The organism is Streptomyces sp. SM1, from assembly GCF_002910825.1.
Classification (GTDB): domain Bacteria; phylum Actinomycetota; class Actinomycetes; order Streptomycetales; family Streptomycetaceae; genus Streptomyces; species Streptomyces okerensis.
In genome coordinates, this window is the sequence record NZ_NEUB01000185.1 from 1 (window position 1) to 14,501 (window position 14,501).

Consider the following 14,501-nt stretch of genomic DNA (forward strand, 5'->3'; position numbering starts at 1 on the left):
CCCGCCGCGCGGGCGCCGCTGCCCGGTGTGCCGTCCGCCGTCCGCCGGCCCGGCCCGGTCGCGCAACTCGTCCTGGTTCTCGTCTGCGCGACCTACGCCGTCGGCGCCGCGTTCGGCTGGGGCTCGGAACAACTCGCGCTGATCATGGGTGACTTCGGGCTGAGCGCCGCCGCGGGTGCCGCGGCCGTCTCCTGCTTCGTCTACGCCCGCAGCCCCCGCACGCGGTTCCGGCCCGCCTGGCTGCTGTTCGCTCTCTCCTCGGCCATGGCCTCCCTCGGCAACCTGGTCTGGGGGTGGTACGAGGTCGTGCTGAGCGTCCCCGTGCCGAGCCCCAGTTACGCCGATCTGTTCTTCCTGTGCTTCGCGCCGCCCGCGATCGTGGGGCTCCTGGTGCTCGCCAAACGGCCCGTGACCAAGGCCGGCTGGGGGTGTCTCGCCCTGGACGCCTGGCTCATCGGCGGCTCCCTGCTCACCCTCGCGTGGAGCCTCGCGCTCGCCCAGGCCGCCCAGGCCGAGGGCCCCTCCGTCGCGCACACGGCGCTGTCACTGGCGTACCCACTGCTCGACATCGCCCTGGTCAGCATGGTGCTCGCGCTGCACTTCCGGCGCTCGGCGGTGAACCGGTCCGCGGTCAACACCGCGATCGGCGCCCTCGCGCTGACCGTGATGTGCGACGCCCTGTTCACCTCCCCGCTGCTGCACGCCGGCTACCGCTCCGGGCAACTGCTCGACGCGGGCTGGTTCGCCGGCTCCCTGCTCCTGGCGTACGCCCCGTGGACCGCGCCGCGGGGAGGCCCGCCCGAGCGCGAGGGGCACACGCGTGTGGTCCGCGAGCACCTGCCGGGCCGGCCCGGCGTGCCGGACCACCAGCACCCGTCCGTCCCCGGCGGGGACCAGGGCCGCAATCCGCTCTCCCGTCCCATCGCCGGCTCCCTCGCCGCGCTCACGCCGTACCTCGCCGCGGCCGTGTGCACCCTGGGGATCCTCTACAACGTCCTCAACGGCCGCAGCGTGGACCGCGTCGTGCTGATCACCGGCGGCACCGTGGTGCTCGCCCTCGTCGTGCGCCAGGGCATCATGCTGCTCGACAACATCACCCTCACCCAGGAACTGGCGCAGAAGGAGAACCACTTCCGTTCCCTGGTGCAGGGCTCCAGCGACGTCATCATGATCGCCGCGCCCAGCGGCATCCTCCGCTACGTCTCCCCGGCCGCCGCCGGGGTGTACGGCAGCCCCGCGGAGGACCTGGTCGGTACGGAACTGGCCGGTCTCATCCACCCCGAGGACCTCGGCTCCGTCGTGCACGAGGTGCGCCGTTTCCTCGCCGCCGACCCGGTGGAGGAACCCACGACCCGCATCGAGTGCCGCTTCCGCTCCGGCGGTGGGGGAGGCTGGCTCAACGTCGAGTCGACCGTCAACCGGCACCACGGCGGCCTCATCTTCAACAGCCGTGACGTGACCGAGCGAGTGCGGCTCCAGGCACAGCTCCAGCACAACGCGGAGCACGATCCGCTCACCGACCTGCCCAACCGCGCCCTGTTCACCCGGCGCGTCCAGCAGGCGCTGTCCGGCCGCCGCGCCTCGGACCGCGGGGCCGCGCTCAGGGGCACGGCCGTGCTCTTCATCGACCTCGACGGTTTCAAGGGCGTCAACGACACCATCGGGCACCAGGCCGGGGACGAACTGCTCGTCCAGGCCGCCCGCAGGCTCCAGGACGCGGTCCGCAAGGGCGACACCGCCTCCCGGCTGGGCGGTGACGAGTTCGCCGCCCTGATCGCCGGGGACGGAGTCCGGGACCGGGACGCCCGGGAGCGGCACATGCTGGAGCTCGCCGACCGCCTCAGAGCCACCCTCTCCCAGCCGTACGCGATCGACGGCAACGATGTCCGGGTCAACGCCTCCATCGGCGTCGCCTTCGCCGAGCCCGGCGTCGGCGCGGGCGAGCTGCTGCGCAACGCCGACCTCGCGATGTACCGGGCGAAGGCGGCCGGCAAGGGCCGGGTGGAGCTGTACCGGCCGCACATGCAGCAGGACGTCGTCCGCAAGGCGGAGCTGGCCACGCGGCTGCGCGCGGCACTGCACCACGGCGAGTTCGCCCTGCTGCACCAGCCGGTGGTGTGTCTGGCGGACGGCCGGATCACCTCGATCTGCGCCCAGGCCCGCTGGCGTTCGTCCCAGGGGGTGCTGTTCACGCCGGCGGAGTTCCTGCGGGTGGCCGAGGACAGCGAGAAGACCGCCGAACTCGGCCGGTGGGTGCTGGAGGAGGCCGTCGAGCAGGCCGCCGAACGGCACGCGACCGGTCTGCCCGTGCCCGTGGCCGTCCGGCTGAGCGCCCGCAGGCTGCTGGACCGGTCGCTGCCACCGGGCTCCATCGAGGCCCTGCTCACCCGGCACGGACTGCCGTCCGGCTCGCTGGTCGTCGAGCTGGCCGACACCGACCCCCGGGTCCCGCTCGACGAACTGGAGCGCCGGCTGACCGTGCTCAAGCGCCTCGGTGTCCGGATCGCGCTCGACGGCTTCGGCGGCGGACTCGCGGCGATCACCGCGCTCAGACGGCTCCCCGTGGACGTCCTCAAACTCGACCGCGGCCTGGTCGACGGCGTGGCGGAGTCCGCGCGGCTGCACAAGATCACCGGCGGGCTGCTGCGGATCGCCTCCGACCTCGGGATGCACTCCGTGGCGGTGGGGGTGGACCTGCCCGAGCAGGCCGCGGCCCTGCGCGCCATGGGCTGTACGCACGGGCAGGGCATGGCGTTCTCCGGACCGCTGGACGAGTACCGGCTGCGCAGGGCGCTGGCCGCCGGGCACTGTCCGGTGCCGCACGGGCCGGCCGAGCCCGTGTTCGTCGGCGGCGGTCCGGGTCTGTACTCCGCGGGAGTGACCGCCGTACTCAAAGGTGGAACGGCACTCCGTTCACATCATGAGACTCCCGTCCCACCCACTTGACAGTGGGTGGGCCCCGGGGGGAGGGTCATTTCCATGCGCACCCGAATTCTCGTACTTGGACAGCGCGTCGGCTGACGCTGAGCCCGATCGCTCAGCGACCACCCACCCGGCGCGCTTCCCCTCGCTTGCCTTACGGCACGAGGGGTTTTTTGTTGCACAGGCACCTGCCGAGCAGCACGCGCAACCCGCATGAACTTCGCAAAAACCCTCAGCATCGAGAAGAGAATGCCGATGACCGAGCAGGCCACCGGGGCCCATCACCCGCAGCCCCGGCCCCGATCCGGAGGACAGTCCGCCCCCGTCGAGCACGTCACGGGTGCGCAGTCCCTCATCCGCTCGCTCGAGGAGGTCGGCGCCGACACGGTATTCGGCATTCCCGGCGGTGCGATCCTTCCCGCCTACGACCCGCTGATGGACTCCACCCGGGTGCGTCACGTCCTGGTCCGGCACGAGCAGGGCGCCGGCCACGCGGCCAGCGGCTACGCGCAGGCCACCGGCAGGGTGGGCGTCTGCATGGCGACCTCCGGACCCGGCGCCACCAACCTGGTCACCCCGATCGCCGACGCGCACATGGACTCCGTGCCGATGGTCGCGATCACCGGCCAGGTCGCCTCCAAGGCGATCGGCACGGACGCCTTCCAGGAGGCGGACATCGTCGGCATCACCATGCCGATCACCAAGCACAACTTCCTGGTCACCAAGGCCGAGGACATCCCGCGGGTGATCGCGCAGGCGTTCCACATCGCCTCCACCGGCCGCCCCGGCCCGGTGCTGGTCGACATCGCCAAGGACGCCCTCCAGGCGAGGACGACCTTCTCCTGGCCGCCCACCATGGACCTGCCCGGCTACCGGCCCGTCACCAAGCCGCACGCCAAGCAGATCCGGGAGGCCGCCAAACTGATCACCGCCGCGAAGCGGCCGGTGCTCTACGTCGGCGGCGGAGTGATCAAGGCCGGCGCCACCGCCGAGCTGAAGGTCCTCGCGGAACTCACCGGAGCTCCCGTCACCACCACCCTGATGGGACTCGGCGCATTCCCCGACAGTCACGAGCTGCACGTGGGAATGCCGGGCATGCACGGAGCGGTCACCGCCGTCACCGCGCTGCAGAAGGCCGACCTGATCGTCGCCCTCGGAGCCCGCTTCGACGACCGCGTCACCGGCAAGCTGGACAGCTTCGCCCCGTACGCCAAGATCGTCCACGCCGACATCGACCCGGCGGAGATCGGCAAGAACCGCGCCGCCGACGTGCCGATCGTCGGTGACGCCCGCGAGGTCCTCGCCGACATCGTCCAGGCCGTCCAGAAGGAGCATGCCGAGGGCAACCGCGGCGACTACACCGCCTGGTGGAAGGACCTGAGCCGCTGGCGCGAGACCTACCCGCTCGGCTACGACCAGCCCGGGGACGGCTCGCTCTCCCCGCAGCACGTCATCGAGCGCATCGGACAGCTCGCGCCGGAAGGCACGATCTTCGCGGCGGGTGTCGGCCAGCACCAGATGTGGGCGGCGCACTTCGTCCAGTACGAGCAGCCCGCCACCTGGCTGAACTCGGGCGGCGCCGGAACCATGGGCTACGCGGTCCCGGCCGCCATGGGTGCCAAGGCCGGCGTGCCCGACCGGGCCGTCTGGGCGATCGACGGCGACGGCTGCTTCCAGATGACCAACCAGGAACTCACCACCTGCGCCCTGAACAACATCCCGATCAAGGTCGCCATCATCAACAACGGCGCCCTCGGGATGGTCCGCCAGTGGCAGACCCTCTTCTACAACCAGCGGTACTCCAACACGGTGCTGCACTCCGGCCCCGGTACGGACGCCGCCGAGAAGAGCGCGGGCACCAGGGTCCCCGACTTCGTGAAGCTGTCCGAGGCCATGGGCTGCTACGCGATCCGCTGCGAGGACCCCGCCGACCTCGACAAGGTCATCGAGGAGGCGAACTCGATCAACGACCGCCCGGTCGTCGTGGACTTCATCGTCCACGAGGACGCGATGGTGTGGCCGATGGTCGCCGCCGGCACCTCCAACGACGAGATCATGGCCGCCCGGGACGTCCGCCCCGACTTCGGCGACAACGAAGACGACTGAGAGCCCGTAAAGGAAGCAGATCATGTCCAAGCACACGCTCTCCGTCCTGGTGGAGAACACCCCCGGCATCCTGGCCCGGATCGCCGCCCTGTTCTCCCGCCGCGGCTTCAACATCGACTCCCTCGCCGTGGGGGTCACCGAGCACCCGGACATCTCCCGCATCACCATCGTGGTGAGCGTCGAGGAGTTCCCGCTGGAGCAGGTGACCAAGCAGCTCAACAAGCTCGTCAACGTGCTGAAGATCGTCGAGCTCGAGCCCGGGCACGCCGTCCAGCGCGAACTCGTTCTGGTGAAGGTGCGCGCCGACAACGAGACGCGCTCCCAGATCGTCGAGATCGTCCAGCTCTTCCGCGCCAAGACCGTGGACGTCTCCCCGGAGGCCGTGACCATCGAGGCCACCGGCAGCACCGACAAGCTGTCCGCGATGCTCAAGATGCTGGAGCCGTTCGGCATCAAGGAGCTCGTCCAGTCCGGCACGATCGCGATCGGGCGTGGTGCCCGTTCGATCACCGACCGGTCGCTGCGCGCCCTGGACCGGTCGGCGTAGGACAGCGAAACGGGTGGCCGGCCGCGACACCGGCCGCCCGTATGACGAGACTCCGGAACGTCCCCTCCCCCCGCCGTCATACGGTGGGACGCAACACCTGCACTCAAGGAGAGAACCCACAGTGGCCGAGCTGTTCTATGACGCCGACGCCGACCTGTCCATCATCCAGGGCCGCAAGGTCGCGGTCATCGGTTACGGCAGCCAGGGCCACGCCCACGCCCTGTCGCTGCGCGACTCCGGCGTCGACGTGCGCGTCGGTCTGCACGAGGGCTCGAAGTCCAGGGCGAAGGCCGAGGAGCAGGGCCTGCGTGTGGTGAGCCCGTCCGAGGCCGCCGCCGAGGCCGACGTCATCATGATCCTCGTCCCGGACCCGATCCAGGCCCAGGTCTACGAGGAGCACATCAAGGACAACCTGAAGGACGGCGACGCCCTGTTCTTCGGCCACGGCCTGAACATCCGCTACGGCTTCATCAAGCCCCCGGCCGGCGTGGACGTCTGTATGGTCGCCCCCAAGGGCCCGGGCCACCTGGTGCGCCGTCAGTACGAGGAGGGCCGCGGCGTTCCCTGCATCGCGGCCGTCGAGCAGGACGCCACGGGCAACGGCTTCGAGCTGGCCCTGTCGTACGCCAAGGGCATCGGCGGCACCCGCGCCGGCGTCATCAAGACCACCTTCACCGAGGAGACCGAGACCGACCTCTTCGGCGAGCAGGCCGTCCTCTGCGGTGGCACCGCGGCACTGGTCAAGGCGGGCTTCGAGACGCTGACCGAGGCCGGTTACCAGCCGGAGATCGCCTACTTCGAGTGCCTGCACGAGCTGAAGCTGATCGTGGACCTCATGTACGAGGGCGGCCTGGAGAAGATGCGCTGGTCGATCTCCGAGACCGCCGAGTGGGGCGACTACGTCACCGGCCCGCGGATCATCACCGACGCCACCAAGGCGGAGATGAAGAAGGTCCTCGCCGAGATCCAGGACGGCACGTTCGCGCGGCAGTGGATGGACGAGTACCACGGCGGTCTGAAGAAGTACAACGAGTACAAGAAGCAGGACTCCGAGCACCTGCTGGAGACCACCGGCAAGGAGCTGCGCAAGCTCATGAGCTGGGTCGACGAGGAGGCGTAAGCCGCTCGCCCCGCGACGGTGCCGCCGGCTGCGGGCGCCGTCGCGGGGCTCCGCCCCGGGACCCCGCTCCTCGGACTCCCCCCACCGCCTTCCGGGCGTGGGGGACCCCCAGAGGGGCTGTTCTCGCCCACCGCCTCTTCCGGGTGATCAATCCGCTGAGGCGCAAGACGACTCGCCCCGCGCCACTAGACTGGTCTCCAACAAACGCGTCAGGCCCACAGCGTCGTGCGTCTTCCACGCGGCTAGCACTTCTTCACCGCCTGCGGCCGTCGGGACGGCCGCCCGCATGGGACTTGTGAGGACTCACGTGAGCTCGAAACCCGTCGTACTCATCGCTGAAGAGCTGTCGCCCGCCACCGTCGACGCACTGGGACCGGACTTCGAGATCCGCCACTGCAACGGCGCGGACCGCGCGGAGCTGCTTCCGGCCATCGCCGACGTGGACGCGATCCTGGTCCGCTCGGCCACCAAGGTCGACGCCGAGGCGATCGCCGCCGCGAACCGGCTCAAGGTCGTCGCCCGCGCGGGTGTCGGCCTCGACAACGTCGACGTCTCCGCCGCCACCAAGGCCGGCGTGATGGTCGTCAACGCCCCCACCTCCAACATCGTGACCGCGGCCGAGCTCGCCTGCGGGCTGATCGTCGCCACCGCGCGCAACATCCCGCAGGCCAACGCCGCGCTGAAGAACCACGAGTGGAAGCGCAGCAAGTACACGGGCGTCGAGCTCGCCGAGAAGACCCTCGGTGTCGTGGGTCTGGGCCGCATCGGTGCGCTGGTCGCGCAGCGCATGTCCGCCTTCGGCATGAAGGTCGTCGCCTACGACCCCTACGTACAGCCCGCGCGGGCCGCGCAGATGGGCGTCAAGGTGCTGTCCCTCGACGAGCTGCTCGAGGTCTCCGACTTCATCACCGTCCACCTGCCCAAGACCCCCGAGACCCTCGGCCTGATCGGTGACGAGGCGCTGCGCAAGGTCAAGCCGGCCGTGCGCATCATCAACGCCGCGCGCGGCGGCATCGTCGACGAGGAGGCGCTGTACTCGGCGCTCAAGGAGGGCCGCGTCGCCGGCGCCGGCCTCGACGTGTACGCCAAGGAGCCGTGCGTCGACTCCCCGCTGTTCGAGTTCGACCAGGTCGTCTGCACGCCGCACCTGGGCGCCTCCACCGACGAGGCCCAGGAGAAGGCCGGCGTCGCCGTCGCCCGCTCGGTGCGTCTCGCGCTCGCCGGTGAGCTGGTCCCGGACGCGGTGAACGTGCAGGGCGGGGTCATCGCCGAGGACGTCAAGCCCGGTCTGCCGCTCGCCGAGCGCCTCGGCCGGATCTTCACCGCGCTCGCCGGTGAGGTCGCGGTCCGCCTCGACGTCGAGGTGTACGGCGAGATCACCCAGCACGATGTGAAGGTGCTGGAGCTCTCCGCGCTCAAGGGTGTCTTCGAGGACGTCGTCGACGAGACGGTGTCCTACGTCAACGCCCCGCTGTTCGCCCAGGAGCGCGGTGTCGAGGTCCGGCTGACCACCAGCTCGGAGTCGGCCGACCACCGCAATGTCGTCACCGTGCGCGGCACCCTCTCCGACGGCGAGGAGGTCTCGGTCTCCGGCACACTGGCCGGCCCCAAGCACGTACAGAAGATCGTCGCGGTCGGCGAGTACGACGTCGACCTGGCGCTCGCCGACCACATGGTCGTCCTGCGCTACGAGGACCGTCCGGGCGTCGTCGGCACCGTGGGCCGCGTCCTGGGCGAGGCGGGCATCAACATCGCGGGTATGCAGGTGGCCCGCGCGACGGTCGGCGGCGAGGCGCTCGCCGTGCTGACGGTCGACGACACCGTGTCCACCGGGGTGCTGGCCGAACTGTCTGCGGAGACCGGGGCGACCTCCGCCCGGTCGATCAACCTGGTGTGACGTCAGAGGGGGCCCGCTCCGGCCCCCGTCCGTCCCGAACGGGCTCGTCCTCACACGCCGGGCCGGCTGAGCCGATCAGCCGGCCCGGCGTTTTCCGTGCACGTGTCCTCCCGCACCCGCACCCGGCACAGCGTCACCGCCGCCGCTCATGGCACAGTAGATCTTCGACCCCGAGGGAGCTCCCGAGGCCGAGCAGCTCACCGAGGGTCTCCGCCGGCTGGATCGACTCGGCGGCCGAGGACGCGTGGTCCTGAACCCCGGTACCGGCGGCCGGTCGCCGCGGCCGTCGAAGTCCGGGGTGACGTGATGAGCGCCTCGTCATCCGACCCCGGAAGCCTGTCGAACTTATATGGTCAGAGTGTTAGTAAGTTGTGTGCGCTGTGATGTTCGTGAAATGGGGGGAGTGGGGTGGCGGCCGGTGACTCGGTCGTGAACCTCGACTCTCGTATGTTCGTGCGGTCGCTCCCGCGACCGTGCGATGTGCGGAGAGGGGCACGGGTATGACCCGGGTTGGCCAGGGGGACGGGGAGCACAGGGACGGCGAGGAGCCGCCTCCCGCGCCGGACGCCACCATGCAACTGGGCGTCGAGCAGTTGCGGGCGTCCGTGGACGAGACCATGCAACTGCGCGTGCCCGAGGGCGGTATACCCGAAGGCGGCATACCCGAGCGGGGCGCACCCGCCACCCGGCCCTCCCGCAGGGCCGCCCGTACACCCGCCTCCCCCTCCGCCGGGGTCCTCCGTGCCCGGCTGGCACCCGTCCTGCGTCCGGTGGCCGCCCGGCTGGCCCCCGTTCGCCGTGCCGTCGCCGCCCGGCTGGAGCCGGTCCTCGGCCCCGTCGCCGCTCTGCTCGGCCCGTACGCCCGCCGGCTGCGCCCGCACTATCCCCGGCCGGGGCGCACGGGCTGGCGCCGCTGGGTGCCCTCCTGGCGTCAGACACTCGGGGGTCTCCTCGCCTGTTTCGGCCTGAGCACCCTCTTCCTGGCGGGCGCCTACGCCGCCACCGACATCCCGGACGACCTCAACAGCCACGCCACCCAGCAGGACAACGTGTACTTCTGGGCCGACGGCACCCCGCTGGCCCGTACCGGCTGGGTGCAGCGGCAGGCGATGCCGCTGGACGAGATCCCCGAGGACGTCCGCTGGGCGGTGCTCGCCGCCGAGAACGACAGTTTCTACAGTGACCCCGGCATCTCCGTCTCCGGTATCACGCGCGCCCTGCTGCGCACCGTCGGCCAGGGCGAGACCGAGGGCGGCTCCACCATCACCCAGCAGTACGTCAAGAACGTCTACCTCAGCCAGGACCGGACGCTCGGGCGCAAGTTCGACGAGGCGATGATCGCGCTCAAACTCGACAACGAGATGAGCAAGGACAGAATTCTCGAGGGCTATCTCAACACCAGCTGGTACGGCCGCGGCACCTACGGCATCCAGCGCGCCGCACAGGCCTACTACGGCAAGGAGGTGCAGCAACTCGACGTCAGCGAGGCCGCCTTCCTCGCCTCCCTCCTCAAGGGCGCCGGCCTGTTCGACCCCACGCTCAGCCGGGCCAACCGCGATCGGGCGGTGGAGCGCTGGTCCTGGATCCTCGACCGGATGGTCTCGATCGGCAAGCTGTCCCCGCAGGAGCGCGCGAAGTACCGGGAGTTCCCCGAACCGCTGAAGAGCAACCCGCTGTACGCCACCGGTGAGCAGAGCGACTACCTGGTCGAACTCGCCATGCAGTACGTCAAGAAGACCTCGAAGATCTCCGACCGGGATTTCGACCTCGGCGGCTACCAGATCTACACGACGTTCGACAAGAAGCGCGAGGCCGAACTCACCGACGCCGTCACCAAGGCCCGTGAGCAGGGCCGCAAGGACCACCCGAAGAAGGCCCGGGCCGCGCACTACGGTGCCGCCTCCGTCGCCGCCGACGGCCGGATCCTCGCCGTCTACGGCGGGCCCGACCACCGCAAGCAGGGCTACAACGAGTCCAACGCGACCACCGTGTCCGCCGGTTCGGCCTTCCAGCCGTTCGTGTACGCCGCCGGCCTGGAGCACGGGGTGCGCCTCACCCGTGACGGCGCACCCACGCCGGTGACCGGTGAGGACCTCTACGACGGCGACGACGGAGTCCCCGTCACCACGCCCGAGGGCCCCTACTGGGACCGCAGCGGCCGCAAGGTGTCGGTGCGCAACGACGGCGGCAAGTCCTACGGCCGGATCAGCCTGCACCGGGCGCTGGCCCTCTCCGTGAACACCCCGTTCATGCAACTGGGCATGGACACCGGGCTGGAGAACGTGCGTGCCACCGCCGAGGCCGCGGGCCTGCTGCCCTCCAGCATCGGCGCCCAGGTGCCCGCCCTGGCCACCGGCAGCGCCCGGCCCAGCGCCATCCGGATGGCCAGCGGTTACGCCACGTTCGTCGCCGACGGGGTGCACACCGAGCCGTACTCGGTACGGAAGATCACCCGTGCCGGCCACAAGGTGAGCCTTCCCCGGCCGGGCGTCCGCCGCGCGATGAGCGCCGGCACCGCACGCGAAGTCCAGTCCGCCCTGACCGACGCCTACCGCACCGCCCACGGAGACAATCCGGCCGGAGCCGCCGGCAAGGTGGGCACGACCGAGGACGACACCGCCGCCTGGTACGTCGGCAGTCTGGACAGGACGACCACCGCGGTGGTCGTCTACCGGATCGATCTGAGCGAGAGCCTCGAACCCCTGCCGCTCGAGGGCCTGGGCGGCACACCCGCCGACAGCGTCCCGTACGGCATCTGGTCGAGTGCTCTCGGAACGGGTGGCTGAGACACCGGTGCGGCCACGACCGCACCGCACCGGCCACCGCACCCAGTCCCTGTCCCCTGTTCCCAAGAGGTCGAGCCGCAGATGAAGCAGCCGTCGGGCCGCCGCCGCAAGGCCCGAGCACCCCGCCGTCCCGCCCGCCGACATATCCTCACCCTGACGGCGGCCCTCGTGGTCGCCTCCCTCGTCATCGGCTACCTGGCGCTCTCCGGTGACGACAGGACCGCCCCGACCGCGTCCGCCCGGGACGACGCACCGCGGCGGTCGGACGCGCGGGCGACCGGGGAACCGGAGTGGGACGGCCGCACCGAGGTGATCGGTGACGGTTCCACCTCCTACACGGGCCCGCAGAAGAAGAGTTTCGAGGCCAAGCCGCTCAAGCCCGGGCAGAAGCCGCCCCAGTTCGTGGTCTTCTCCTGGGACGGTGCGCTCCAGGGCGACGACGGACTCTTCGCCCACTTCAGGGAGACGGCCGAGAAGTACGACGCGCACATGACCTTCTTCCTCACCGGCATCTACCTCCTGCCCAAGAGCAAGAAGGACCTGTACGACCCGCCGCAGCACCCCACCGGCAGCGCGGCGATCAGCCTCCCCACCGACGAGCACATACGCACCACCCTGGAACAGCTCTCCGGCGCCTGGAAGGACGGCCACGAGATAGGCACCCACTTCAACGGCCACTTCTGCGGCGCCAAGGGCGGCGGCGACTGGAGCGTCGAGGAGTGGAAGAGCGAGATCGACCAGTTCTTCGGGTTCGTGAAGAAGTGGAAGACCAACACCGGCTTCACCGACATCGACCCGCTGCCCTTCGACATCGAGAAGGAGGTCGTCGGTGGCCGCGCCCCCTGCCTGGAGGGCCAGGCCAACCTGCTGAAGGCGGCCAGGAGTTACGACTGGCGCTACGACGCCAGCTCGGCCGGCGACTTCCAGATCTGGCCCGTGAAGAAGGAGGGCATCTGGGACTTCCCGCTCCAGATGCTTCCGTACGAGGGCGGCAAGTACCAAGGGCTGTCCATGGACTTCAACTTCCTCTACAACCAGTCCGACGGGGAGACCGACGGCGACCCGGCCCAGTATCCGCGCTGGCAGCAGGAGACCGTCGGTACCTACATGGCGGGCTTCAACCGCGTCTACTTCGGCAGCCGGGCGCCGCTGTTCATCGGCAACCACTTCGAGGAGTGGAACGGCGGTATCTACATGAAGGCCGTCGAAGAGGTCATCAAGAACGTGTGCCCCAAGAAGGACGTCCAGTGCGTGTCGTTCAGGGAGCTCGCGGACTGGATGGACGTCCAGGATCCGGAGACGTTGCAGCGGCTGCGCACCCTGGATCCGGCGCAGTCCCCGGACTGGTCCACGGTCGCGAAATGACCGTCGCCGGACTGCCGGGCCGGCCGGGGTGACGGTCCGGTAACTACCGTGTAGGCAAAGGCATCACCCCCTTCACAACAGTCACATGCGACGTGCGAAACTCCGCTTACCCCGGCAACTGTCCGCCGGGAAGAGGGGAGCTACAGTGAAGTCAAGAAAGCTGCGCCGTACGCGGAGCCGCGCGACCATCATCACGGCGGCCGCCGCCTCGGCCATCGCAGGAGCGGCGCTGCTTCCGAACTGGAGTGCGGGGGCCTCCACGACGGCCGAGCCGGAGGTGGACGCCCGGACCAAGGCGACCTTCCAGCGGCTGGCCGACGCGGTCTTCACCGACCGCACCAACGCGCTGGTCGACCGGCCCGGAAGGAAGAAGGCGGCGACCGACGGCTTCTCCGGCCGGGTCGCGCTGTCCTCCGGGGCGGCCCGTACCGAGGGCAAGGCCGTGGACCGGCTCGACGACCGCAGGGAACGGCTCGCCAGGCACGGCGAGAAGTACAGCGCGGCCAACACCACCGTCGCCCTGAACCGCACCCGGGTCAACGGCCGCAAGGCCGTCGTCACCGTCACCGAGACCACGACGCTGACGTACAAGAAGGTCCGCGGCGACGAGCCGAAGACGACCGGGTTCCAGGCGGACCACCAGCTGACCTTCGAGGCCGACCGGCGCGGCAACTGGCGTCTGACCGGCATTCGCGAGGCCGGCGACGACCAGCTCGCGGTCAACCAGCCGGCCCAGCCGGAGGTCGACCCCGCGCCCGCCCCCACCGCCTCCGCGCCCAGCCCCAGCCCTTCCGCCTCCGCTGCCACCTCGGCGGGAGCCGCCACCACCACGCCGTCGTCCCCGCGTGCGGCCATCACCCGGCCCGCGCCGGCCGCCCCGAAGGACCTCACGGGCGGCGAGTACGACTACCGGGCGATGGCCGCCTACGCGGACAAGTACTGGCGCGACTACAACCCGGAGTACCCGAGCTTCGACGGGCAGGGTGCCGGCGGCGACTGCACCAACTTCGTCAGCCAGGCCCTGAAGGCGGGCGGCTGGAAGCACGTGCCGGGCTATGTGTACGACTACACCAGGTGGTTCGGCAACAGCTCGATCCAGTCGCACTCGTTCATCGGGGTCAACGAGTGGTCCTGGTTCGCGCTGAACTCCGAGCGCGCCACCAGCCTCGCCAACGTCTACCAGATGGACGTCGGTGACGTGCTGCAGGTGGACTTCGACAGGAACGGGTCCAAGGACCACACGATGATCGTCACGCACCGCAGCGCGCAGGGCGTGCCGTACCTGAGCTACCACTCCACCAACACGCACCGCCGGTCGGTCGCGAGCATCATCGCCTCCTACCCGAACGCCGCGTACTACGCCTACCGCACCTGACAGGGACGGCCGTACGGCCGCCGGTTCAGAGCCGCGCCGCCTTGAGCGCCATGTGCAGCAGCAGGCGGTCCTCGCCGTCGTCCAGGTCCAGGCCCGTCAGCTGCTCGACGCGCGACAGGCGGTAGTACAGGGTCTGGCGGTGGATACCGAGCTCGGCCGCCGTACGGCCGGCCTGGCCCGCACAGTCCAGATACGTCTCGGCCGTGCGGGCCAGTCCGGCCTGGGCGGGGGAGAACAGAGGGCTGACGGCGGGGTCGTGGGAGGACCCCGGAGGCAGGGCCGTCAGCAGCCGGAAGGCGCCGATCGACGCCCACCGGGCGACCGGTCCCAGCCGGGGTTCGGCCAGTGCAGCCCGCGCGGACGCCGACGCCTCCTCCCACGCC

General features: G+C 70.4%; 9 protein-coding genes. 8 read left to right on the forward strand and 1 reads right to left on the reverse strand.

The window, feature by feature from the left end:
- Window positions 1-18 precede the first annotated feature (18 nt).
- From B9S61_RS04305 to B9S61_RS04340, 8 genes are all read left to right on the forward strand, one after another.
- Window positions 19-2,946, forward strand: coding sequence for a bifunctional diguanylate cyclase/phosphodiesterase (locus B9S61_RS04305; RefSeq protein WP_258039543.1), 2,928 nt, complete (start codon window positions 19-21; stop codon window positions 2,944-2,946).
- A gap of 225 nt (window positions 2,947-3,171) precedes the next feature.
- Window positions 3,172-5,028, forward strand: a complete 1,857-nt coding sequence (locus tag B9S61_RS04310; protein WP_103540999.1) for an acetolactate synthase large subunit — start codon at window positions 3,172-3,174, stop codon at window positions 5,026-5,028.
- A gap of 22 nt (window positions 5,029-5,050) precedes the next feature.
- Window positions 5,051-5,575 (forward strand): acetolactate synthase small subunit, encoded by a 525-nt coding sequence (gene ilvN / locus B9S61_RS04315; RefSeq protein ID WP_103541000.1) that lies wholly within the window; start codon window positions 5,051-5,053, stop codon window positions 5,573-5,575.
- Between the two features lie 121 nt (window positions 5,576-5,696).
- Window positions 5,697-6,695, forward strand: coding sequence for a ketol-acid reductoisomerase (gene ilvC, locus B9S61_RS04320; RefSeq protein WP_103541001.1), 999 nt, complete (start codon window positions 5,697-5,699; stop codon window positions 6,693-6,695).
- A 307-nt stretch (window positions 6,696-7,002) separates the two neighbouring features.
- Window positions 7,003-8,592 (forward strand): phosphoglycerate dehydrogenase, encoded by a 1,590-nt coding sequence (gene serA, locus B9S61_RS04325; protein ID WP_103541002.1) that lies wholly within the window; start codon window positions 7,003-7,005, stop codon window positions 8,590-8,592.
- A 500-nt stretch (window positions 8,593-9,092) separates the two neighbouring features.
- Entirely contained in the window at window positions 9,093-11,378 is a 2,286-nt protein-coding gene (locus B9S61_RS04330) for a transglycosylase domain-containing protein (RefSeq protein WP_258039541.1), read from the forward strand.
- 81 nt (window positions 11,379-11,459) lie between these two features.
- On the forward strand, window positions 11,460-12,743 hold the full coding sequence (locus B9S61_RS04335) for a hypothetical protein (RefSeq protein WP_103541003.1): 1,284 nt from the start codon (window positions 11,460-11,462) through the stop codon (window positions 12,741-12,743).
- Window positions 12,744-12,888: 145 nt separating this feature from the next.
- Complete coding sequence (locus tag B9S61_RS04340) at window positions 12,889-14,118, forward strand: amidase domain-containing protein (RefSeq protein ID WP_258039542.1); 1,230 nt, start codon at window positions 12,889-12,891, stop codon at window positions 14,116-14,118.
- 25 nt (window positions 14,119-14,143) lie between these two features.
- Here B9S61_RS04340 and B9S61_RS04345 read toward each other — a convergent pair.
- On the reverse strand, window positions 14,144-14,501 hold a 358-nt coding region (locus tag B9S61_RS04345; protein ID WP_146064705.1), incomplete at its 5' end, for a CdaR family transcriptional regulator.

Bases quoted from the DNA above. Each gene is read 5' to 3' on its own strand.
- B9S61_RS04310 (WP_103540999.1), top strand. From the start codon at position 3,172: ATGCCGATGACCGAGCAGGCCACCGGGGCCCATCACCCGCAGCCCCGG.
- ilvN (WP_103541000.1), top strand. From the start codon at position 5,051: ATGTCCAAGCACACGCTCTCCGTCCTGGTGGAGAACACCCCCGGCATC.
- B9S61_RS04335 (WP_103541003.1), top strand. From the start codon at position 11,460: ATGAAGCAGCCGTCGGGCCGCCGCCGCAAGGCCCGAGCACCCCGCCGT.
- B9S61_RS04330 (WP_258039541.1), top strand. From the start codon at position 9,093: ATGACCCGGGTTGGCCAGGGGGACGGGGAGCACAGGGACGGCGAGGAG.